General features: G+C 48.9%; 25 protein-coding genes and 2 pseudogenes. 14 read left to right on the top strand and 13 right to left on the bottom strand.

Annotated features, from left to right (window positions below; all coding sequences use genetic code 11):
• The first annotated feature begins 159 nt into the window (after positions 1 to 159).
• Positions 160 to 1,392, top strand: a complete 1,233-nt coding sequence (locus tag FD744_RS02090; protein WP_160867110.1) for an IS110 family transposase — start codon at positions 160 to 162, stop codon at positions 1,390 to 1,392.
• A gap of 91 nt (positions 1,393 to 1,483) precedes the next feature.
• Here the strand turns inward: FD744_RS02090 and FD744_RS25510 are convergent, their stop codons facing one another.
• Together FD744_RS25510 and FD744_RS25820 are read right to left on the bottom strand one after the other, a co-directional pair.
• Positions 1,484 to 1,837 (bottom strand): carboxymuconolactone decarboxylase family protein, encoded by a 354-nt coding sequence (locus FD744_RS25510; RefSeq protein WP_237449319.1) that lies wholly within the window; start codon positions 1,835 to 1,837, stop codon positions 1,484 to 1,486.
• Positions 1,838 to 1,921: 84 nt separating this feature from the next.
• Positions 1,922 to 2,179 (bottom strand): annotated as a pseudogene (locus FD744_RS25820) (carboxymuconolactone decarboxylase family protein); the annotation flags it as partial.
• A 173-nt stretch (positions 2,180 to 2,352) separates the two neighbouring features.
• On the opposite strand from FD744_RS25820, the gene FD744_RS02080 reads away from it, so the two are divergent.
• Both FD744_RS02080 and FD744_RS02075 read left to right on the top strand, forming a co-directional pair.
• A complete protein-coding gene (locus FD744_RS02080) occupies positions 2,353 to 3,246 on the top strand; it encodes a LysR family transcriptional regulator (RefSeq protein ID WP_160867109.1) in 894 nt (297 codons plus the stop codon).
• Between the two features lie 227 nt (positions 3,247 to 3,473).
• Entirely contained in the window at positions 3,474 to 3,680 is a 207-nt protein-coding gene (locus tag FD744_RS02075) for a hypothetical protein (RefSeq protein ID WP_160867108.1), read from the top strand.
• A gap of 113 nt (positions 3,681 to 3,793) precedes the next feature.
• Here FD744_RS02075 and FD744_RS02070 read toward each other — a convergent pair whose 3' ends face one another.
• A complete protein-coding gene (locus FD744_RS02070; RefSeq protein ID WP_160867107.1) occupies positions 3,794 to 4,009 on the bottom strand; it encodes a DUF6500 family protein in 216 nt (71 codons plus the stop codon).
• Between the two features lie 305 nt (positions 4,010 to 4,314).
• Here FD744_RS02070 and FD744_RS02065 point away from each other — a divergent pair, with 305 nt between their 5' ends.
• The gene (locus FD744_RS02065) at positions 4,315 to 4,887 is read left to right on the top strand and encodes a hypothetical protein (RefSeq protein WP_160867106.1); all 573 of its coding nucleotides are present in this window, start codon (positions 4,315 to 4,317) and stop codon (positions 4,885 to 4,887) included.
• Between the two features lie 201 nt (positions 4,888 to 5,088).
• Positions 5,089 to 5,970 carry a hypothetical protein gene (locus FD744_RS02060; protein ID WP_160867105.1) on the top strand — a complete coding sequence of 294 codons (882 nt, stop codon included), beginning with the start codon at positions 5,089 to 5,091 and terminating at the stop codon, positions 5,968 to 5,970.
• Between the two features lie 185 nt (positions 5,971 to 6,155).
• Here FD744_RS02060 and FD744_RS02055 read toward each other — a convergent pair whose 3' ends face one another.
• Positions 6,156 to 7,475, bottom strand: a complete 1,320-nt coding sequence (locus FD744_RS02055) for an LLM class flavin-dependent oxidoreductase (RefSeq protein ID WP_160867104.1) — start codon at positions 7,473 to 7,475, stop codon at positions 6,156 to 6,158.
• A gap of 152 nt (positions 7,476 to 7,627) precedes the next feature.
• On the opposite strand from FD744_RS02055, the pseudogene FD744_RS02050 reads away from it, so the two are divergent.
• Positions 7,628 to 8,104 (top strand): annotated as a pseudogene (locus FD744_RS02050) (LysR family transcriptional regulator); the annotation flags it as partial.
• A 16-nt stretch (positions 8,105 to 8,120) separates the two neighbouring features.
• Here FD744_RS02050 and FD744_RS02045 read toward each other — a convergent pair.
• Complete coding sequence (locus FD744_RS02045; protein ID WP_034830320.1) at positions 8,121 to 8,309, bottom strand: hypothetical protein; 189 nt, start codon at positions 8,307 to 8,309, stop codon at positions 8,121 to 8,123.
• A 453-nt stretch (positions 8,310 to 8,762) separates the two neighbouring features.
• Here FD744_RS02045 and FD744_RS02040 point away from each other — a divergent pair, with 453 nt between their 5' ends.
• Entirely contained in the window at positions 8,763 to 9,248 is a 486-nt protein-coding gene (locus FD744_RS02040; RefSeq protein ID WP_160867103.1) for a DUF2778 domain-containing protein, read from the top strand.
• Positions 9,248 to 9,469, top strand: a complete 222-nt coding sequence (locus tag FD744_RS02035) for a hypothetical protein (RefSeq protein ID WP_160867102.1) — start codon at positions 9,248 to 9,250, stop codon at positions 9,467 to 9,469. Before FD744_RS02040 ends, FD744_RS02035 begins: the two co-directional genes overlap by 1 nt.
• Before the next feature lie 127 nt (positions 9,470 to 9,596).
• Here the strand turns inward: FD744_RS02035 and FD744_RS02030 are convergent, their stop codons facing one another.
• The 4 genes from FD744_RS02030 to FD744_RS02015 all read right to left on the bottom strand — a co-directional run bounded on the left by FD744_RS02030 (position 9,597) and on the right by FD744_RS02015 (position 13,781).
• Positions 9,597 to 10,643 (bottom strand): bifunctional transcriptional activator/DNA repair enzyme AdaA, encoded by a 1,047-nt coding sequence (locus FD744_RS02030; protein ID WP_160867101.1) that lies wholly within the window; start codon positions 10,641 to 10,643, stop codon positions 9,597 to 9,599.
• Positions 10,627 to 11,403, bottom strand: coding sequence for an isocitrate lyase/phosphoenolpyruvate mutase family protein (locus FD744_RS02025; protein ID WP_160867100.1), 777 nt, complete (start codon positions 11,401 to 11,403; stop codon positions 10,627 to 10,629). Before FD744_RS02025 ends, FD744_RS02030 begins: the two co-directional genes overlap by 17 nt.
• A 211-nt stretch (positions 11,404 to 11,614) precedes the next feature.
• A complete protein-coding gene (locus FD744_RS02020; RefSeq protein WP_160867099.1) occupies positions 11,615 to 12,820 on the bottom strand; it encodes an MFS transporter in 1,206 nt (401 codons plus the stop codon).
• A 184-nt stretch (positions 12,821 to 13,004) separates the two neighbouring features.
• The gene (locus FD744_RS02015; RefSeq protein WP_160867098.1) at positions 13,005 to 13,781 is read right to left on the bottom strand and encodes an SDR family NAD(P)-dependent oxidoreductase; all 777 of its coding nucleotides are present in this window, start codon (positions 13,779 to 13,781) and stop codon (positions 13,005 to 13,007) included.
• A gap of 165 nt (positions 13,782 to 13,946) precedes the next feature.
• Here FD744_RS02015 and FD744_RS02010 point away from each other — a divergent pair, with 165 nt between their 5' ends.
• The 4 genes from FD744_RS02010 to FD744_RS01995 all read left to right on the top strand — a co-directional run bounded on the left by FD744_RS02010 (position 13,947) and on the right by FD744_RS01995 (position 16,570).
• Positions 13,947 to 14,885 (top strand): LysR substrate-binding domain-containing protein, encoded by a 939-nt coding sequence (locus tag FD744_RS02010; RefSeq protein ID WP_160867097.1) that lies wholly within the window; start codon positions 13,947 to 13,949, stop codon positions 14,883 to 14,885.
• A gap of 78 nt (positions 14,886 to 14,963) precedes the next feature.
• Positions 14,964 to 15,569, top strand: a complete 606-nt coding sequence (locus FD744_RS02005) for a hypothetical protein (protein WP_202403361.1) — start codon at positions 14,964 to 14,966, stop codon at positions 15,567 to 15,569.
• A complete protein-coding gene (locus FD744_RS02000; protein WP_160867096.1) occupies positions 15,566 to 15,910 on the top strand; it encodes a cupin domain-containing protein in 345 nt (114 codons plus the stop codon). Before FD744_RS02005 ends, FD744_RS02000 begins: the two co-directional genes overlap by 4 nt.
• 42 nt (positions 15,911 to 15,952) lie before the next feature.
• Positions 15,953 to 16,570, top strand: coding sequence for a trans-aconitate 2-methyltransferase (locus tag FD744_RS01995; RefSeq protein WP_160867095.1), 618 nt, complete (start codon positions 15,953 to 15,955; stop codon positions 16,568 to 16,570).
• Here the strand turns inward: FD744_RS01995 and FD744_RS01990 are convergent.
• The 3 genes from FD744_RS01990 to FD744_RS01980 form a co-directional block, all read right to left on the bottom strand.
• Complete coding sequence (locus FD744_RS01990; protein WP_034830328.1) at positions 16,567 to 16,866, bottom strand: helix-turn-helix domain-containing protein; 300 nt, start codon at positions 16,864 to 16,866, stop codon at positions 16,567 to 16,569. The two genes, FD744_RS01995 and FD744_RS01990, sit on opposite strands and share 4 nt — an antisense overlap.
• Before the next feature lie 244 nt (positions 16,867 to 17,110).
• Positions 17,111 to 19,012, bottom strand: a complete 1,902-nt coding sequence (locus tag FD744_RS01985; RefSeq protein WP_160867094.1) for an acyltransferase family protein — start codon at positions 19,010 to 19,012, stop codon at positions 17,111 to 17,113.
• Positions 19,013 to 19,302: 290 nt separating this feature from the next.
• Positions 19,303 to 20,205, bottom strand: a complete 903-nt coding sequence (locus tag FD744_RS01980; RefSeq protein ID WP_160867093.1) for a lipid kinase — start codon at positions 20,203 to 20,205, stop codon at positions 19,303 to 19,305.
• 218 nt (positions 20,206 to 20,423) lie between these two features.
• On the opposite strand from FD744_RS01980, the gene FD744_RS01975 reads away from it, so the two are divergent.
• Complete coding sequence (locus tag FD744_RS01975) at positions 20,424 to 21,173, top strand: YoaK family protein (RefSeq protein WP_097118823.1); 750 nt, start codon at positions 20,424 to 20,426, stop codon at positions 21,171 to 21,173.
• Positions 21,174 to 21,248: 75 nt separating this feature from the next.
• Entirely contained in the window at positions 21,249 to 21,878 is a 630-nt protein-coding gene (locus tag FD744_RS01970) for a LysE family translocator (protein WP_160867092.1), read from the top strand.
• 41 nt (positions 21,879 to 21,919) lie between these two features.
• Here the strand turns inward: FD744_RS01970 and FD744_RS01965 are convergent, their stop codons facing one another.
• Positions 21,920 to 22,378, bottom strand: coding sequence for a hypothetical protein (locus FD744_RS01965; protein WP_160867091.1), 459 nt, complete (start codon positions 22,376 to 22,378; stop codon positions 21,920 to 21,922).
• Positions 22,379 to 22,433: the final 55 nt, after the last annotated feature.

Raw genomic sequence — 22,433 nt, 5'->3', positions numbered from 1 at the left:
TATTGAGCGAGAATCATGTGATGATCGCCGCTTTTCTTTCGAACCAGTAGGTGCTCCACGTTCGCTAACGAATACTCAGGGCATGCAGATAAACTGCTGGCTATATTTCTTTCGAAGAGCGTGGAATGCATACCAATCCCCGGTGAAAAGGAGTTGGTGATGACTGCGATTAATCAGTTTGCTGCACATGTTGGTCTGGACTGGGCAGATAAAAAACACGATGTCTGCGTTCAGTTCAAAAACGGTGAACGCGTGTTCCATGTGATTGAACATACTGCAGAAGCGCTTGATGCTTGGCTTACTGAGTTACACCAGAAGGTTAAAGGCAGAATCGCAGTGGCTCTCGAACTGAAGAAAGGCCCCGTGGTATATGCACTTCAAAAATATCCCTTTATCACCGTTTTCCCCGTCCACGCTTTGTCCCTGGCTCGTTACCGGCAAGCCTTCTCGCCTAGCGGCGCTAAAGATGATCCGCAGGATGCCGAGTTGGCATTAGAGTTAATGTTGCGTTACCCCCAGAAGATAAAAGCTATTGAACCCGACAATTCGGATATCCGGTTACTCCAGCAACTGGTTGAGCAACGTCGTCAGCTGGTTGAAGATAAACGACGTTTTGTGAACCGGATAATCAACACGCTTAAACAGTATTATCCTCAGCCACTGGAATGGTTCTCACATCGGGGTAGCTTACTGTTGTGTGAACTGATTATACGGTGGCCCAGTCTGCAACAACTGAAACGAGCCAGGCGCGAGACGATCCGCAACTTTCTCAATGCCAAAGGTGGCCGCGCAATGGCCCTTACCGAGCAGCGTGTGGTGAGTATTGATAACGCGATCCCATTGACGACAGACCCGAGTGTTATAGAGGCTAATGCTTTGATGGCAACAGCACTGGCGACACAAATTAAAGTCGTGAGTGAAATCATCAAAACCTATGACGAACGAATCGAAACGCTGTTTGACACATTGCCAGATGCAACTCTGTTCAAATCGCTTCCGGGCATGGGGCCGTGTATGGCCCCACGTATGCTTGCTGCGCTTGGTGATAACCGTGACCGGTTTAACAGCGCTGAAGAAATTCAAAACTACGCAGGTATTGCACCGGTGACAGAAAGAAGTGGACAGAAATCCTGGGTTCACTGGAGATGGCAGTGTGCCAAGTTCGTCAGGCAGACCTTTGTTGAATGGGCTGCAAAAACGGTTAACTCATCATACTGGGCCAAGCTGTATTATCAGGGACTGCGAGAAAGAGGAAAATCTCACCAGTCTGCAATCCGGGCTCTTGCCTTCAAATGGATAAGGATCATTTACCGCTGCTGGAAGACCAGAACCCAGTACGATGAAGCGAAGTATTTGCTGGCTCTTGAAGCGCGACACTCGCCCTTACTGTAGCCATAAAAGCTTGTCGAATGTCTCAGGGCGTGAAGCGGACCTTCAGGCCTTCCCCGCAACAAAAAAACTGATGCTAACTGGCGAAACCTAATTAAATCAGGTTTCGATCATCGAAAGTTTCTCTAGCGGAGAAAACACCATTCAACGCTGCCGGGAAACCTGCATAAATAGCCATCTGCTGGATAGCCTCGATAATCTCAACTTCTGTGACGCCTACATTCAAAGCAGCGCTGATATGCACTTTCAATTGAGGTTTGGCGGTTCCTAATGCCGTTAGCAAACTAATAATTGCCAGTTCTTTAGTACGATTATCAATTATCGGTCTAGATAAGATATCCCCATATGAAAACTCAATAACGAATCGCGCAAGGTCAGGAGAAATCTCCATTAACTGCTGAGTAACTTGTCTGCCAGCACCAGCACTGATTTCTTCAAGCGCTACCATGCCTTTTTCATACCGATCGTCGGTGGGTGCCAAGACTTCAGGGTTAAACTTGATACCGCATTCAGTAAAGATTTCTTTTGTGAGCATTAAGGCATTACCCGCAGTGGGAAAGCCTGCGAAAACGGCACATACCAAAATCACCTCGACAATAGCCGCTGGAGTGCATCCTGCATTGAGGGCGCCATGGATATGGTATTTCAATTGAGGTATGGCATTCCCCATCCCTGTTAGTGCTGCAACAGTGCACAGCTGCCGAGTCGGCAAATCCAATTCTTTACGAGACATAATGTCTCCATAACAGAATTCAACTGTGCAACGAGCAAGGTCTGGTGCAATGGTCATTAACTGATTTAGAGGGCCATCATAATTGGCGCCTCCCACTGTTTTAAGAATTTCTAATCCTGAATCGAAGCGTATAGAAGTAGGCATCATTTTCTCCATTACTTGTTGAGTAGGTGAACTTTAAAATCTAATCAGAGTTAATTCGAATACCATTTTTGTGATACCTTTTCGGTATGAACACTTCAATCGACCTTCGACAATTTCGCTACTTCGTTGCTGTGTGTGATGAGCTTAACTTTGGGCGCGCCGCAAAGCGCTTGAACATATCTCAGCCACCTTTGAGCCGGCAGATCCGCCAACTTGAAGAGCAGCTAGGGGTACAACTATTTATCCGAACAGGCAGCGGGGTTTTGCTCACCAGTGCTGGTGAAGCATTCTTACCCGAGGTCAAACGTGCATTGTCGCAGGCTGAAAAAGCGATCGAAGTGGCAAGGTCAGCAAGAGAAATGGAACAAGGGACATTCGTTATTGGCTATACAACAGTCTTTGATAGAAGCGTTTTTCCTGAAGTTGCTGCTCATTTTCAATCGCAATTCTCCGGTTGGAAATTAATCACTAAAGGTGACCACTCGGTCAATCTTGTCAGAGACATCAGGAAAGGGAAGGTAGATGTTGCATTCATTGGTTTGCATACAGAAACGTCTGGTCTTGAATCTGTAGTCATTCATGAGGAATCAATGGTCGTTGCCCTGCCTGCGAACCATCCCCTTGCTCTTAAGCGCAGCATCAGCTTCACCTCACTCAACAGCGAAATGATGTTTTGGTTTGAGAGGCATATGAATCCTGGCTTTTATGATTACTGTAAGAACTTTTTCGAAGATATAGGTTTTCGGCCAGCCACTCTCCCTGAGCCTACAGATCATCATATTTTACTGGGGCTTATTTCTGAGGGGCAGGGGTTCGCGTTAATACCTGCCTCATTGAAAAATATCAAACGAAAGGGAGTGGTCTTTAGGGAAATAAAGGAGGATGCAGCTATGATAAAAATTGGCATCAGTGCTGCTTATCTGAAATCTAACACTTCACCGATTTTAAAGAATTTACTGTCTTTGATAAAAAGCACATAAAATTTTAAAAAAATGTTAATTTTGACTTGCTTTCATAATTCAGGAACTTGCCCAATTCGAAACAGCGATTAATATAGCGAGTTGTGACTTCGTATCCTGTAGACCATGGCCGTCATGATAAAACTCAAGAACTTCCGCTTATGGCACGGAGCGGGCAAACTAACTGAGCAGATGATCTGCTGTGGGCGAACTGCGAACATAAGAGTGATATGTTAGGAAATATAGAAATGAAAATCAAAAAACTGATGCCACTTCCAGTGAAAGAAAACAATTGCCAGACCTGTAATCAGCCAATGAGTAAAACCCCAGACACATTGAATTTAGACTGTGGCGGAGATTGTTTAAGTTGCATGGCTTGGCATGGTGATCCAGACGCAATAGAGGCGGTTGAGAGACTTAATGGCGAAAAAGTTGATGTCTGTGGACATCGATAACGTTCATGTGAGATTGAAGGTCAGCCATGAGCGAGGAGTGGAGGATCATGGCATACTTTTGAGCCAGACGAATCGCGATAGCTGTTCAGAATAAGTTATCGCCTCAGAAAGCGTTATATAGATAATACGAGGCGTTTTATCTTTTCAGCCTTTTCAAAGTGATCCAGTTTCATCTCCATAATCCACCAATGTGCCACTTCCATCAGTAGTTCAGGATCATTGTTTTTATTAGCAAAAAAAGCATAGAACGAAAGCCCTACATTGCTGCCCTTAGACGCAATTTTTTCCTCACACGTCCTGATTATTTTTTCCTTCATTTCTGTGCGCACGTTCTCTCCTGATATGTTGTTGGGTGTGAGCTCTACAGAATAACATCAGTTCACATGCTTAATTAAAACAATCAGTTACTCATTGATAGTGAATCGTCTGATTAAAGTCCGCTCCTGGCACAAAGCAGAAGTTTGCAAAACTCATGAGTTCAGTCAAGTCAGTTCGGTGACGGAGCTCAGGTAATGGGATAAGCGTGATAGCTTAGAATGAATGGCAACGCATGTTGTCCAAATTTTAAAGGAAATGTCGCTAATGTCAGGCTGAGGAGTGCCGATGATACTCCTTTCCACTGAAAGGAATCTGCATGAAATTCTCTGCCATAAAATCCGTCGTTTTGTTCACCCTTGCCTGCCTGTTGTCCGGATGCGGAACTTTGGGCAGCACGCTCTATGATTCAGGAGTAAAGGGGCAGGAATACAACGAAACTAAACACCAGATGTTGCCTTATAAGCAAACGGTCATATTAGCTAAAAGCATTTATGGAAATTACAGCTACATCACCGATGAAGGACGACTTTTTCTGTTCGTCGCTGGCGTTGATTCTTTTGATAAGGACAACGTGGGGGAAAGCATGAGGCCATTAGTGGACTTTTTGCGTTGGGCTAAGGTTACCGGGCCAGATCAAGAAAAGCAGAGGCTCTCCTACAACCTGCAACCCTTGATGCGTCAGAGACATATTGAGTATCGATACTTTCCGGATGGCTCCCCGGCGTTTGTAGATACTTATGACCGCGATAATCTGTCAATCTTCTTAAAATCACTGATTGATAGCAGTGTCAAATATTACAATTATGGTCAGGTTCTTGAACTCGTTTCAATCGCCTACTCTGTGACGCATCCTGGCCTGAAAAACGAACCCGTAAAAAAATCAGACTGACTGTTTCTTGCTGATACGGATCAGATCCGCATCTGGGCAAGGTGCGTTGTGATTGAAGAGCTGACCTTATTGTACAAAGCATGTAGCCAGATTACAGAGAAGCCACTTATTGAAAACTGAGTCGAACCAAACGAGCAGCCAAAAAACTTTGCCAACTTAACCAAATCTGAATAACTGTTCGGTGTATAAGGACAACAAATAATGCCATTCAATAAAAATAACCTGTTCATTGCTCTATTTTCACTCTGCACATTTCAGACTTATGCAGCACAATGCACTGCAGAAACATTTGCCAAAAACAAACTGAACAACTTCGTCCTTATGAGCCAGCAGACCAGAAATGGAATTCCCAAATCTGTAACCATCGTTATTGATAGTCCTGATGGGTATCTCCGCACATCTGTTCAAAGCAACTTCAGTCAATGCGGTGAGCTAATTGACGGCCGAGCAAAAGAGGTCACAACCTCCGCAGGCCAGAAAACAGTTTTCACGGCAACCACTGAAATTGAGTTGAATAGAACGGAATTTGGCTGGAGCATTCAGCTGAACTCAAATGGGGTCGTAGCAGATAAAAACAGTCAGAAAACCACTGAGGCATATCGGCAGACTCTTGAAGGAATGTACCTGCTTAACGATAAAGGAGTTATCAGCCGCGCGGTTAGTCGTTCGGTTATCGCGGGCACGAAACCGAAAGATAAAGACAAAACCGCAGTGAGTTCAATCGACTACGCCTTCAATTCATCAGGATTACTGGCAAGCGCGGCAAGCAAAGGAAGCATGGCGATAGATAATAATACGACTGTATATAGCTATGATGGCAATCATCGCCTGATCAATACCCAATCACCCTCAACCATAGAAGAGTATGGCTATGATAACGAGGGCCGTGAGTTGACCCTGAGCAGGACCCAGACGTATTTCACCATCGAAAAAAAACTGACCACCTGCGATGAGTGGAACTCACATGGAGAATGCACACGCGCCAATATAGATATCACGGTCACCCCAACTGATCGGAATGGTAAACAGTATGTGGTCAAACATAACGCCGTAATGACGGCAAAATATGAATACTGGAACTGAACATTTCACCTGCTACATATCTGGATCCTTTAGTTCCTTCAGTTTCAAAGCTGAACCGCCCCAGTATAGCTTTGTCGAGAGCCGACCTAAGCCACTACGACTATCTGCCGGCATTGCTAACAGCATTCAGTGTGAATAAATGGGGAGCAGGTCAGCACTGTTATCTTGTTACACTCTGTTATCAATCAATATTTAGTCAGTCCGAGGTGGTCCCGCAGATGGGTTCCTTCATATTCGGTACGAAAGATGCCTCGTCGTTGCAGTTCCGGCACTAGAAGTCCAGTTAATGCCTCTACCCCTGTTGGGAAATGAGTCGGTACCGCTAGGAATCCATCACAGGCATCGGCATCAAGCCACGTTTGCATCTGATCGGCAACCGTGGCCGGGGAACCGATGGCTTTCAGATAACTGCCTTCCGCGAAGTAGCGGGCAGTTTCAAGGACGGAGAGATTTTTATCACGGGAAATGGCCATAATTGCGTCCCGGTGCGATTTTCCCGCGTTTGATTCAGGCAGTTCTGGTACCAGTTCATTAAGGTCGAACTGGCGAAAATCGACCCCACCTGCCAGTGGTTTCAGATTACTTAGGGCAATGTCATCTGGAATCAGGGCTAGCATTTGATCGGCCAGTTCTCTGGCCTTCTGGTCTGTTTCGGCAATGATGGGAGTAAGCCCCACCATGATTTTGATTGAATCGGGTGAGCGCCCGAATGCCTGAGCGCGCCGACGAATGTCATCACGAAATGCGCGCCCGCCTTCGATGGTGGATTGCAGTGTAAATACCACATCAGCTGTTCGTGCCGCCAGCGCCCGACCGGGCTCTGATGCACCGGCCTGAAAAATAACAGGTCGCCCTTGTGGGCTGCGCCCCATCGGAAGTGGACCACGAACCTTAAAATGCGTCCCCTGATGCTGTAGAAAATGCATCTTATCAACATCGAAGTAAACACCGCTCTGCTTATCCCGCGTGATTGCATCCTCATCCCATGACTCCCAGAGGCCGTTAACAACATCAACGAACTCTTCCGCCCTTCCATAACGGTCTGCGTGGCCAACATGGGCATCCAGGCCATAGTTTTGCGCTTCATCTTCGTTAAAGGAAGTGACTAAATTCCATCCCGCGCGCCCCTTGCTAATAAAATCGAGCGTTGAGAACCGACGCGCAATGTTGAACGGTTCGTTAAATGTCGTCGTGGCTGTGGCAGCCAGACCTAATCGTGAGGTATGGGCTGCGAGAAGCGGTAGCACCATCGTAGGGTCAAAGTGAATTGAACGGGGGTTAGCCGCGCCGTATTTGTCACCCGCGAGGATGTCATTACTGCGACGCACGGCGGCCTGGTCTTCGAAAAAAATGGCATCCAGTTTGGCGGCTTCTGCAAGCTGTGCGGCGTGCACCAGATGGTCGATGTCCAGATCTATCTCTGGAATGGCATCCGGCAATCTCCAGGCTCCGAGGTGATATCCCGGGAAGAGAAACAAGGCTAAATGAAGCTTTTTTTGTGTCATAACGTCACCTTTTATTTTTACTGTCCCAAAGCGCGATCTCATCGCCTGGATGATTAGCCTGTGCATTGCCATCGCAGTATGGGTAATTTAAGGTGTACTAATCCATCAGCATAAATGCACGACCCTGTTGCATAAAACTGTACAGGATCCCTATGAGTCCGTTTTCCCGCTTTGCAGCCTACTTTATGGAGGTTGCGCGCCATGGAAGTCTTCGAAAAACAGCGGAAAGGCTGCACGTTTCCGCGTCAGCCATTAATCGGCAGATCCTCCAGGCGAAAGAAGATCTGGGTATACCATTGTTTGAGCGACTGCCGGGAGGCATGCGTATGACAACGGCAGGTGAACTTCTCTACACCGACCTACTCCGCTGGCAACGTGATTTCAACCTGACAAAATAACGATTTGATGAAATTAAGGGACTGAGGCGTGGAACGGTAAGTATCGGGCGGGTTCAGGCTTTAACGGAGGGGCAACTCTGTGACGAGATTTCTGCCATTGCTCAAGAGCATAGCTGGCTGGATCTCCAGCTAAATGTTGAAAGCAGCGCCGTAATCACACAGCAGGTGCGGGATTCCGAAATTGATTTTGGACTTATACTCGACCCGGAAAGCGTTGTCGGACTTGAAGTTTAGCCTTTGCTGGCAATCATTTAGCTAGCCTGATAACAAACGAGCCATCTTCTTTTTTGATTTTGGCTCCTCGTTCTGCCCAGCGATCCGCAAGCTCAAAAAACTCATCGGCACTGATATTGAAATCCAGCACAACCTCCCTGAACTCACCACTTTTCAACAACTCGTTCGCTTTTTTTAAGGACTTTGCGGTTGCGCTTTTCATCGATTTTCTTCTCCGAAGTTTGAGTGGGTAATTTTTGTTCAGTGCAGGATATCCCTGGTTGGGTCTGAAGTCGCCCTGAAAAATTTTCCACCTGAATGGGCAGACTTAGATTGGTTATCATCTCCCGCTTCCATCTAAGTCCGCTTCTGGCATTTTCTACCCTTCCCTTCAAAAAAATTATTTACCACTAAGCTGTTCGATGTTATCGGTTCGACAGCCCGATTACGCTCACGTGCGAAACTAGCCTACTCCGCCGACTCGCGTTTATGTATCTTGAGCCTGCTGACCGGCGCGTAATTATTTAACATGTTGATTATTATGATTAATAACGATCTGCTTAATTATCAGTGATACCAACCAAACAGAGCACTTTTGCTTAATTTTAAGCAATATTCCTAATCAACTGATTATTGATTGGATCTAGAATAGTCATACTTGATAAAGGGAATCGTTATGCCATTCAGCTGTTATCTTCTGTTAAACCGTCGAGAAATGACCAACTTAAACTGTCCTGGCATTGGGAGTTTTCCTGCGTTTTCCGGCCAAAATATGGGGCGCAATAATCCTGATATGACTGCCGTTGCGGACATTGGTCCACTTGTTCGGGGCCGTTACTATATCGTTGAGCGTCCAACAGGGGGCAGGTTGGGGCCATTCAGAGAGCGTTTTCTCAAAGAAGTTTATGGCACAGACCGTTCAACATGGTTTGCCCTTTATCGTGATGACGGGAAAATTGATGACAACACGTTTGTAAATGGCGTCAAGCGAGGTCAATTCCGACTGCACCCCATTGGCCCATTAGGTATCAGTGAAGGCTGTATTACGTTAGCACACCCTATTCAGTTCAATTACATGCGCGATAGATTTTTGAATGATGGCCCAACCTTAAAAATTCCGGGAAGTAACCTGATGGCTTATGGGACGGTGAAGGTTTACTGATGATGAGAATTATTTTGCTTGGCTTGCTATTTATCGGTTGCTCTGTGGCCATTTCAAAAGGGATCGCTGTTTTAATCCCGACTACAGTGTTCTTTACCATGGCGCATGCAATAAATATCACGGGATCAGAATCGGTTGTCGATTTTATGATGGCAGCGAACATTGCTATTTCTGTTGTACTTTCTGCAATCTTAGTCAGGCTCTTGATTAAAAAATCATAGAAAATAGTTGCTTGTGTTTTCTCTGAGTGTTGGCTAATTCATCTCCAGACACGAAGCGGAGTTATATCCCAACCAGCGTTTGCAAAAATCTGAGAGTTCGACCGATACATGCAACGCATTGGTTTAACTAAGACATATTCTTTTCATGTTCGATTAACCACTCTTTGCGTGCGATGCCTCCACCATATCCGGTAATAGCTCCATCATTTGCGGATATTCTGTGGCAGGGAATAACAATTGCTATCCGGTTTGCACCATGCGCAGCGCCAATTGCGCTTGCAGCATCGGGTTTGTTAAGAAGCAGCGAAATAGTCTGATAACAGGAAGTTTGACCATACGGCACAGCACGCAGTGCCTGCCAGACAGATCGTTGAAAATCACTGCCCGGGGCATCGAGTACCAGATCAAACTGTCGGCGCGTTCCGGCAAAATATTCGCTGATTTCTTTTACCGTCTGCCGGGTATGATTGTTTTCTCCTGTGACAATTCTGGCGTTCATTAAACGCTGAATGTCGCGAAATTCCGTTTCTAAAAACCTTCGATCGGTAAACTCCAGCAGGCACACGCCTCGCTCTGTGGCACAGACAAACATTGGCCCCAGCGGAGTAGTAAACCGGTGAATGACAATCACCTCAGCCCGCTGAGTTGGGGCTGCGCCAGTGAGCCGCTTGTATGTATAACCAAAACCGCTCAGTGATTCATAGCCATTGTCCAGCGCGACATCAGTCGCCGCACGCCCGCTTTTAAGCTCCTGAATGGCAATATTTACCCGCTGCATTCGCTGGAATGCCTGAAACGTAATGCTGTGATTTTGCATGAACCAGCGCCGTACGCGTTCCGGGCTGATCCCATGCCGACGAAGATCCGCGTCTGTTATACGGGTTTTGAGATCCTGCCTGACAAGTGCAAGCGCTTCCTCAACAAACAATGGCGCGCTGTGAGCATTTTCCGCTGGTCTGCAGACTTTACATGGACGAAAGCCCGCAGCCAGAGCTGACTTAGCATCTCTATAGAATTCAACATTTTCACGTTTAGGCTTTCTCGCACGGCATACCGAGATGCAAAATACGCCTGTCGTTATGACACCGACAAAAAATACCCCCGTATATTCTGAAGCACGTTCAAGCAATGCCTGATACCAGATATCACACAAATCATCATCGACAATTTTCATTAGCAAAAAGTCCTTCAAACGTTTGGTGACAGCGGATTGCCTTCATCACATCATCAAGCTTTGACTGGAGGGCTGAATGAACAAAGTTACCCATCGATATGCGGCTGACCCCTGCAAGTTTAAGCCTGCTGAACGGCGGAAGATTTGGCATGCACATGACATTCAGAGGCAGATCAATGGCATCCGCAATGAGGGTAATCTCTTTCTCTGACGTCACGCAGGGAACGAACAGGCCGTCAGCACCTGCGGCTTTATATAGCTGACCGCGTATTAACGTCTCTTGTAACGCGTTTTCATGGGCAAGCAAGTAGGTGTCAGTCCGGACGTTTACAAAGAGATCATAGTTCTCACTTTTCAGACCACTGCAAATCGCTCTCAGCGTGGAGGAGAATTCAGACGCATCATCAAGCTGACGAACGTGATTGATAATCCTGCTGTCTTCGAGGTTTACCCCAGATACACCTATATGAGCAAGGCGTTTGAGATTAGTTGTAATCTCTTCAACTGAATCACCATATCCGGCTTCCATGTCTACGCTTAATGGCAAAGTGATGACTTTCCGTATGCGGGTGACCAAATAAAATAATTCTTCAAATGGCATCCTCTGGTCGTCTTCATATCCTAATGTGGCCGCTATTGCTGCGCTGGACGTTCCTAAAGCCTGATAACCTGCTTTTTGCGCGGCAACAGCACTGGCTGCATCCCAAACATTAGCGATAAGCAACGGCTCATGTTGGCTGTGGAGTTCTGCAAAATTCATATTCATATCCTCACAATCAAGTTGAAGATGAATCTAAGCATTCAATAAAAACGGCACAACCGAATTTCAGACGACCATTTGTTGATAGAAGCGGAAACAAATCACTCGGCACCCTCGATGCGAACCCAACATTATCCAACGTTTATTTGGCCCGCTGCGCCACAATGAAAAAATGCGCCGCCCTGGTGCATTTCTTACACAGGATGCCCCCCTACAGAACCCCCTTCCCCTGCGAGTAAGCATGCCAACCTTTAATGATGCTCACAAAGGCAAGACCTACCGGGATAAGTGATCCCCACAAGACAGCATTCCAGCCATAGAGGTTTAGCAGAGCGCCGGAAGAAAATGACCCTACCAGCATCACACCGAATACCACAAAATCGTTCAGAGACTGAACCTGCGTTTTTTCTTCTGCCCGGTGGTACTCAACAATTTTTGCTGATGCGCCAGTGAAGCCAAAATTCCAGCCGATGCCCAGCAAAATTAACGAAAGCCAGTAATGAAAAATGTCTGTTCCGCTTAGGCCTGCAGCAACCGATGCAACGGTAATCACTAATCCAGCGGCCGTCACTCGCATGGAGCCGAAACGGTTAATCAGCCTGCCCGTAAAGAATCCTGGCCCGTACATGGCAATAACATGCCACTGAATGCCCAGATTCGAAGCCTGCTGAGAGATAGCGTGCATGTGCATGGAAAGCGGTGCGGCAGTCATCAGAAAGTTCATAACCATATAGGTTACCGCACCGCAGAACACGGTCAGGGTAAATCCAGGCTGACGCACAATATCGCGCAGAGGACGCCCTTTCGACTGTATTGCCACAGGAGGTTCAGCAGGTGTGACGCCTTTCAGGATAACGGCGGCAATAGCAGCTACACACGACTGGGCAAGAAAGGTCATGGCGAACGGATGAAGCGGCCAGAGATTCATCGTCGTTGTCACCAGCATCGGACCGATGACACCTGCTAAAACACCGCCTCCCATGACCAGAGACAAAGCACGCGCGCGGCGTTCCGGGTTGACGCCGTCTGTTGCTGCAAAACGAAAACTTAGCGCAACCGCGGCGTAGGCCCCGCCAAGAAATCCAGCGAGACAAAATAGCAGGAAGGAGCTGATCACAACGGCCAGAGCGGCTACCAGACCGGTTAACACCCCTGCACCGGTTCCCACCATAAAGACGGTTTTACGGCCCCTTTTTTTAGCCAATGCGCCGAGAGGCAGGATGCATGCAGCCATCCCCAGGACAAACATGGTGACTGGTAATGTGGCGAGTGTTGGGCTGGGCGCAATGTTATTACCCACGATGGCGCCAGTGGCATAGAACACCACGGCATTCGCGCCGGCAAGCGCCTGGCACGCGGACAAACGGAGAATATTATTTTTTTGCTCTGCGACGGAAAGTGTGTGTTCTGCGATCATCTGATCGATCATCCTTTGTGATTGTAAGCACGATCCCATAACGTGCTTTTCCTTACGCCTCGTTTGCCTATTCAAACGGCATCGCCTCGATGATGGCAGGAACCACAAAGAGGCGACTGAAACATAATGTTGTTCTGTCTGCGCCGGAGTGCTTACAAACCCGAACGGATGAACAGCATCGCCATCATGCGTTACGTCCTGCCATCACGCCACCATCAATGTCCCAAATTGCGCCGGTCACCCAGCCAGTCTTGTCTGAAAGCAGAAAAGCCACGGTCTCAGCAATGTCTGCCTGCGTGCCCACGCGGCCAATCGGATGGAAGCTGTCAAAGCTGTTCATCACGTCTTTCACGTCGTCTTTTGGGATAAAACCTTCGTAAATTGGTGTATGCACAACCGCCGGTGAGACAGCATTCACGCGGATGCCCTTTTCAGCCAGCTCGATAGCCAGGTTTTTGGTCATCGCGTGCAGCCCCGCTTTTGCCATTGAATAGGCAGAGGACGGCGTGGCACCGATTGCCTGCTGCGCCCACATAGAACCAATGTTGACGATTGAACCTTTAATTCCGGCCGCCACCATATTGCGCACCACGTCGCGGGTGATAAAGAAGGTAGCGCGGTTGATGCTCATGTAAATGTCATAGTCAGACGCTTCATGTTCGATAAACGGTTTAGGGAAGAATACGCCTGCTGCATTCACCAGCAGACTAATGTCTTTATGTTCAGCATTGATGGTTTTAACCACTTTCTGCAGCCCTTCCTCTTTTGTCAGGTCGGCCACAATCACAGATACCTTGCTGTCCGCAGCCAATGCCTGACGAGCCTGTTCAGCTTTATCCTGACGGCTACCCACCAGCACAACACGGCCTCCGTTTTCTAAAATCAGTTTCGCCGTTTCGAAACCCATGCCGCTGGTACCGCCGACCACTAATAGTTTTTTTCCGGCAAAAGATGTGTTCATCACTAACCTCATAAATCGTTGATTATCATAAATGAAGAGTAGAGCGCTTCATTGTGTGCACGCAGAGTGCCACCACGGCTTCAGGTTGACGAATGAGAAGAAGTTGTGTCACAAGAAAGAAAATCTTTTTCGTTAACTCTGTTAGCGTTGATCAGGAATATTTCTATGCGATCGCTAAACCGACTGAAATGGCTGCATGCTTTTGAGGCAACCGCGCGACACGGAAGCTTTACCGGCGCAGCGCAAGAGTTGGGTGTCACGTCAGCAGCGGTTGGTCAACTCGTCCGATCGCTCGAAGATTGGGTTGGGCACCCGCTGCTTCACCGCACACGCACCGGCAAAGCGCGTCTGACACTGGTCGATGAAGCTCAGGAAGCCCTTGAGGACATCACTCAGGGATTGGACAAGCTCGAAACCGGCCTGACTAAACTGCGTGGCCGCCGTGCGCGCTCAGCCATTGTTGTCACTGCGTCACAGGTTTTGATGATGAACTGGCTGATGGAGCGCCTGAACCGGTTCTCTGAAGTGCATGAAAATACAGATTTGCGCCTCAACGTGACGGACAAGCTGATGGATGTGTCACACGGTGAAGCGGATATCGGCATTCGTTGTGGGCTGGGAGACTGGCCTGGCGTGAACAAAACATGGCTGATGGATGAGGAGGCGGTATTAGTATGCAGTCCACGGCTTTCCCCGCCGCAAAAAATGGCCTGTGGTAAATGGCTCGCCACGCAAAAGTTGATTCATGATGACACGCCACATCCCGGTGCAGACTTTCCTTCATGGGAGGATGTTCTTAAGGCGGTAAATGCTCCTGAAGCACATGAGAGCGGGCTGCATATCAACTCCACTGCAGCAGTGATTTTATCAGCGCTGAGCGGCCGGGGTGTTGCCATTGTTCGCCATGCGCTGGTTAAACAACTTATTGAAACCGGTCAACTCGTGCAGCTCCACCCTGAGCAACGCTGGCCGCTGAAATGGGCTTATTATCTGGTGACACCGCAACATCAGACTATGCGAAGTGAAGTCAGAATGTTCCATGACTGGCTTATTGGGGACGTGAAGAGTGATGATGAGTCAATCGCATGTGAAGACAATCAATAAGTGATGTATTTCGCAGGCAACCTGACTATGTTAGTGAACATATGCCGAATGCATTAACACCCCAAAACGAGGTTAAGGATGATTTCACTGGGTTTTGTGTCAAAGAAAATGCTGACTAGTTGGGGTGACGTTCCGCCCTACCTGCCTGATTTCCAGTTCCACGAAAAACACAGTGCGGTAATCCAAACCACCAGCCCGGAAAAGATCATGCCGCTTATCAAGGCCTTCGATCTTGAGCAGGATGCGGTGATCCGGGCATTGATGTCGATTCGACAGTTGCCGCGTAAACTGCAAAGAAAGGCCCCTGTATCCCAGGATGATCAATTCGGTCTGCAAACCTTCACGCTTCTTCACGCCTCTGCTTTAGAACTTTGCTATGGGTTAAGAGGCGAGTTTTGGCGCGCCGACTTTGGCCTGGAAAAGATTTCAGACGCTGAAGAGTATCAGCAGCCCGCGCGGCCGGGTGCTGCAAAGCTGTTGCTGCGCTATCAAGTTAATATCATTAATGACAGCCAGTCCGAACTTATTACGGAAACGTTCATCCACTGCCCCGACAAAGCCTCTCATTTTAAGATGGCAGCTTATTGGCTGGCGATCAGAGCGGGAAGTGGGTTGATTCGACGCAGAACGTTGAGCGCCGTTAAGCGTGAGTTAGAAAAATATTCAGATAAGGAAACGAGATGATTTCGCAAGAGAATGCTGAGCATTATGTCTGGGGTGATAACTGCGACGGTTGGTATTTAGTCAATCGTCAGGACATGTTGATTATTCATGAGAAAATGCCTCCTGGCACCTGTGAAACACGTCACTTTCACTCCGTATCCAGACAATTCTTTTTCGTTCTGCAGGGCGTCCTGACGATGGAACTGGAAGGTGAGAAACACGACATCATGGCCCAGCAGGGACTGGAGATCGCCCCCGGCGCAAGGCATCAAGCAAGAAACGATAGTGAATCTCCAGTGGAATTTCTTGTGATCTCCCATCCAACGCCACGAGGGGACCGTACTGATCTTTCAGCATGCTGAGTTTCAACGATAATGAACCCTCAACCCCAATGAAGGCAGGCCATGAATCACGAAAAAGAAGCTGACCATATTATTGACCTGTATCGGGAAGGTGCCGAAGTCTGGGATAACCATCGCATTAAGCACTTTATCGAGCAGCACTGGTTGGCGCGTTTTCTGGATCTGATTCCCGCTGGCGGTGAGATCCTGGATGTGGGCTGCGGCGCGGGTATTCCTATTGCGCAGTACTTTTTGCAGCAGCAATTCAAGGTCACGGGGGTGGATGCTTCCGAGCCGATGATTGCCCGCTGTCGGGAAAGGTTCCCACAGGCGCAATGGCATATTGCCGACATGCGCACGCTGGCACTCGCGAAGGCTTTCAACGGCATCATCGCATGGGACAGCTTCTTCCACCTGACGCGCGATCATCAACGCGCGATGTTTCCACGTTTTGCTCAGCATGCCCAGAACGGCGCGGCATTGATGTTCACCAGCGGGCACGGCGACGGCGAAGCAATGGGCACTTTCCTTGAACGCCCACTCTATCATGCCAGTCTGGATCACGATGAATTCCGCCAACTGCTGTCGGATAACAGTTTCAGCGTGGTTAATCAGGTCACCGAAGATGCCACCTGCGGTGGCAGGACGGTGTGGCTGGCTCAGAAAAACAAAACTGCTTAAAGCGCAAAATCGACGTGCTGGCCGCCAGGCATATTTACGCCAATCGTTAATTGCCCGCCCAGCGCCTCAACATAACGCTTTAAAGTGGCAATTTTCAGATCTTCGCCGCGCGCTTCAATTGCTGCAACTGACGGTTGAGCGATACCCATGGCTTCCGCTTGTTGTTTTTGCGTTTTTTGCAGCGCCTCGCGTAACTTATAAAGTTGGGAGTCCAGGCGCATTGCCACCACTTTATCATTGACCTGAACGAGCTCCTCAGGCGTTAAATCCGCCATCAGGTCTTCTAACGTTTTCATTTTATATGCCTTTTGTATTTGTCCTAACACTCCACACAATACATCCTTATAGATTAGAGTCTATACAAGGATATATATATTACAATCTATATTGGGCCATTCCTGACTACATAGCAGTCAAGTGCTATAAACGAGAGCACGCTTCATTAGTTTTGCGCATTCTTGTCGAGTTGTTTCAAAAATTTCAGATACATATCCGAAAAAGAGACGGCTTTGCCCCACGTTGATGACTTTGCTTAACGACTCACCGCCCCTCAATCATCCCCCACATCCCTGCAAACACCCCGCTCAGACTTTTGTTTCCCACTTCCGAAAGGTGGTTGTCATCGCGATACAGCGGCACATTCTCTTTCGCTCCGTAGCAGAAACGGCTGTCACACAATCCCTGCGCGGCATCCAGCAAGGTGATGTTAGGTGAGAGCGCCGCGATATTGTTGAGCATTGCCAGTGCGTCCTGATGACGTGATTGATACTCGGCACGAGATTGCTGAATTGATAGCGTTTTGCCGCGCATCGCATCGCGTGACATGCGATAAATCACGTCATAACCGAATTCCGGCACCGGCGTCATGATAAAAACACGATGATGGCTGGCGAGTTGTTTCACCGCCGCGCCAAAATGCTGTTGATAGGCGGCAACAGAACTGCCGTCCTGCCTGAAGCTATAGGTCGGTGCGCTGCTGCCGCTGCCATACTCGCCGTGCAGATAAAACGACATGCGATTGATGATCAATACCGATGCATTGGGATATTTTCGTTCGATATCGGCCAATGCCGCCTTCACAAAGCCACCGCAATCTGGGCTGGCGCTGCGTTGAATATCCGGCACCGAAGGGCAGCCAGACTGCGCGATGAACACCACGCCATCCTGCGTTCTCGCGCTTGCCACAATTGAGGACAACATGGCGGCGGCGTGGCTATCACCCAGCACCACCAGATTCACCCTTCTGGCATCGCCAAATACGCACTGTGGTGATGTGATGCCGCTGAGTACAAAGCAATTTTTAGCCAGCGCAAAGCGTTGCTGTGAATAGTGATCGATTGAGGCCACCACGGCGGGCGCGCGCGAAGGGATTCCCGCCCTCGCAACGATCGTCACACCGAACAACATCACCACAGCAGCCTGTCCCAGCGCGATATAGGTTTTCCGGCTGAACCAGCTTTGCCTGTTCTCAACCCATACGTAAGAAGCCCAACCGGCAGCCAGTGACAGTAGGATCAGTAATACCTGGCTGACGAACGTGACCGGCCAGTCCGCCAGATGCCAGAACACCCACAAGGGCCAGTGCCATAGATAGATCGAATAAGACGTTTTACCGATGTGCTGCATCACGCGATGATTTAACCACCTACTGTTCTGTACCCCCGCATGAAGGATCAGCGCGGTGAACAACACCGGTATCAGCGTCATAATGCCGGGCCACGCGATGTTCTCATCAAACATTAGCGCACACAAAATCAGCGCCAGAATACTCAGTGGTGGAATCCAGCCCTGCCCGCTCAGTCGGGTTTTAGGTGCCAGATACACTAATCCGCCAACCAGCATTTCCCACGCGCGTGTGGGCAACAAATAATACGTGGCGGTGAGATGATAATCAGTGGCAACCATCGCCAGCACCAGGCCAAACGACAACAGCGCCGCTATGCTCATCACCCAGGCAAATTGCTGGCGCAGGAAACGCGCGGTGAACATCAACGCCAAAGGTAATAACAAATAAAACTGCCACTCAACGCTTAACGACCAGGTATGCAGCAGCCATTTATACACCGAACCGGTATCAAAATATCCGCCCTGTTTGAAATAGACTACATTAGAGATAAAACTGAGGCTGGAGACTGCGTGCTCCGCCATGCGCCGATACTCTTCGGGTGGCATCAGGAAATAACCCATCAACATTAATATGGCGCACAGCACCATTAATGGCGGGATAATTCGCCTGCAGCGCGCGGCATAGAAAGCCATCAGTGAAAATTTCTGATGATTTAGTCGCGAGAGAATAATTCCCGTCATTAAATAACCAGAAATAACAAAGAACACATCCACACCGAGGAATCCCCCACTCACCTGGGTAAAACCAAAGTGGTAGAGGATGACTAACATAACCGCATAGGCACGCAGCCCGTTTATGTCAGAGCGGAAATTCATTGGGATGATCCCTGAAAGAGGTTTTCAGGATAATGTAAAGATTGTGATAAGGCGCGGCAATCGATGAAAGGTCTGTCATTTCATCGCCATCATACGAGAAATGGAACTGTGCACCCGATGATTTATCTCAAGGTGATCGAATGACACCTCGAATTATCATCAGGTTGTCAGAGGTAAAAAGAGGAACACCTTAACGAACTGATTATTGACTTAAATGAAATGAGTTCAGGATATTCAGAATAGTGGCACACTCTCATCAGCCGATATTAACGTTCCAGCATAGTGAATTGTTAAGGTTTATCTGGTGCTAACACCGCAATCGCCCCCTCAATTAAACGATAGTGCGCAGGCGTGCGGCCAATAATTTCCCCATCAGCATTAATGTCATGCGTACGCCGGGTGTGCAGGCTAAATTGAGTGCCGCTCAGCGTACGCACGCTGCCCCAGCGACCATGCGTGCCACGGCGCAAGGAAGGAAAAAGCGCCAGAATTTGCCACCAGTGGCGCACTTCCAGGCTATAAGCATCCAGACGACCATCATCGGGGGCAGCATCCTTCTCTATCGTCATCCCACCGCCGTAAAAGCGGCCGTTGCCCACCGAAAATTGCACCGTTTTAATTGCTTCCTGGTGGCCATCATAATGCAGCATGGCGCTGAACGGGCGGCTTTGCCGCAGCAGACGTAATGCGGCCAGCGCATAACCTGCTGTGCCCCACTTTTTCTTGGCTGCTGCGGTGAGATTGCGTGCCAGACTGGCGGAGAAGCCTACGCTGGACACGTTCAAAAACAGATGGCCGTTGACTTCACCCAGATCGATACGCCGCGTGTGACCTGTGACGATGATGTTGATTGCTGCATCCACATTAAAAGGAATGCCTAATGTACGGGCAAAGTCATTCGCCGTGCCGAGCGGTAAAATGCCCAGCGGCAAGCGGGATTGCATCAGCCCTGGTGCCGCTGCATTCAGCGTGCCATCGCCGCCGCCGACAATCACCACATCCACCTGATGCTGATGCGCCAGAATCAATTCACTGTAACTGCGTTCATCATCTTCGTGCGGGGTAATCAGGGAATAGCCTGCTGCCGATAATTGCTGATGTGCCAGATCCGCCCACTGCGCACCACGGCGTGCCCGACGATTGACCAGCAGTAGCGCGCGCCGCTGCTCAGGTTGAGCACCAGAATGGGTCATTGCGATATTTCCCTGAAATTAAATGCATCAGGCCAAAGTAAACAGAGATAACGCAACTGGCAATCTTCCTTAGATATCTTTACACCCATAATAAGATTTATCTATATCTGAAAGTTATTAAGATCCCCTTAAGATTTTTGTGCTTCACTTATTCACTGGCGAACACCAGATTTGACGCATTGCGTTATCACAATACTCTCAATGAGCAAGGGTGAATTATGCTGATAAAACTGAAGCGCACCAGAACACACGTTGAAGATCGTAATCTCGCCCTGTGCCTGGCCACATCAGCGGGATTATTGAACGCCATGGCGTTAGCCGCTTTTGGCTTTTTCCCCTCGCATATGTCCGGCAACATCGCACAAATATCCAGCGATTTGAATGAGATGGATATACGTAATCTTAAAGTCTTCATTGCCATGATTGGTGCCTTTGTCACCGGTGCGGTGGTGGCAAGGATTTCGGTGGTGCTTGGCGTGATTAATGGGCTACGCACCATATTTAGCTGCATTCTATTAGTTGAAGGCGTGTTATTAATATTGACGTCGCTGTTCGAGATCTATTATTTCTCATCGAATAATAACGCAGAAATATTATTACTACTGGCATTTTTAATGGGTGTGCACAATTCCACCTCGACGCAACTTTCGAACGGTCGCGTTCGTTCTACCCATATTACCGGCACGCTGACAGATGCAGGCATTTCAATCGGTTCGGTATTTGTTGCATTATTACGCCGCGATCCCTCCAAAAACATCCGTGCCTTTAAACAGCAGCTGAATACCCATCTGGTGACCATTTTCTCCTTCCTGACCGGTGGCATTGTCGGCCTGCTAATCTTCAATGCTTTAGGCTTCGGGTCGCTGATTGGCCCCGGATTGATTTTGGTGGTGATTGCCACGCTTTCGATCATTTTCACGCTTTATAAAGTGAAGCGTCGCGGTTACGCCAAAGCGATTCCTTCTTAAGACGGAATCAGCAGTAGTCATTCTGCGATGCAGGCGATATAACAAAAGCAGGACAATCTCATCGCAGAGGACGACATGGCGCTTTCACACGAATTGATTCTGATCTACACCACCTATTTTGTTGCCACCGCCAGCCCTGGCCCGAGCAATATGGCGATCATGGGCACGGCGATGAAGAAAGGACGCGGTGCCGCACTGGCGCTGGCAAGTGGTGTGATCAGCGGTTCGATGATGTGGGCGCTGCTGGCAGCCTGCGGCGTGTTAACCGTACTGGCAACCTTTGCTCAGCTCTTGATTGTGCTGAAAATCGGCGGTGGCTTATATCTGCTGTGGCTGGCCTATAAGGCGGGCAAATCGGCTTTACGCCGTCCTGATGCGAATGAATTCAGCGCCAGTGGCGACAAAGTCGCCTTTATCAGGCTGTTTCGTCAGGGTATTTTGATGCACGTTGGCAATCCTAAGGCGATTCTCACCTGGGTGGCGATCATGTCGGTGGCACTGAAACCGGATGCAGCGACTTCAACCTTACCGATGATCATCGCCGGATGTGCCACGATCTGCGTGCTGGTGTTTTGCGGCTATGCGCTGTTGTTCTCCACTGCGGTGATGGCAGCCTTTTATCGCCGTATCCGCCGTGGGCTGGATGCGCTGCTGGCCTGCTGCTTCGCCGTTGCGGGATTAAAACTGGTGTTCAGCCGGAGTTAACCGTGAGCGGTGCTGACAACACAGCAGCACCGCTTAACTCATCAGGAGTTGTTTGGCGCGGCGGCCTGTGTTTCGCTAAAGGTCGGCTTCTGGCGCGTCACCGAATAGACCACGTTTTTCGGGCCTTTGGTGTCGGTGGTCACATCCACCGACGCGATGGTCACCCTGCCAAATCCGAACAGCGTCTGCACGTAACCACCGACCTGGTGTTTGCCTTCACTGACGCGGATCTCTTTATTCTCGCCTTTTTGCAGCAGCCCGGCATCCTGACCATCTACCGTCACGTAAACGGAAGACCCGTCATCGGTACGCGTGATCAGATGAGAAACGTTGATCACGGTCGGGCCGCTATCAAACTGGGAAGGAATGTTGTCATTCTCGATGGGCGCAGCAGCTGGAGCGTCAGCTTGCGCGGTAGCGTTGCTGTCTGCGGCGTGACGTGCACAACCGGTAAGCATGAGTGCGGCCGTCAGAGCGGCCAAAGTGAAACGCGAAAACATCGTGACGAAAAACCTTTTGCTAAATGAGAAGCGATTATTTTAGCGTGCCTCGCGG

Source organism: Pantoea sp. Taur, from assembly GCF_009830025.1.
GTDB classification, from domain to species: domain Bacteria; phylum Pseudomonadota; class Gammaproteobacteria; order Enterobacterales; family Enterobacteriaceae; genus Pantoea; species Pantoea communis.
This window is presented reverse-complemented; position numbering and strand designations above follow the sequence as displayed.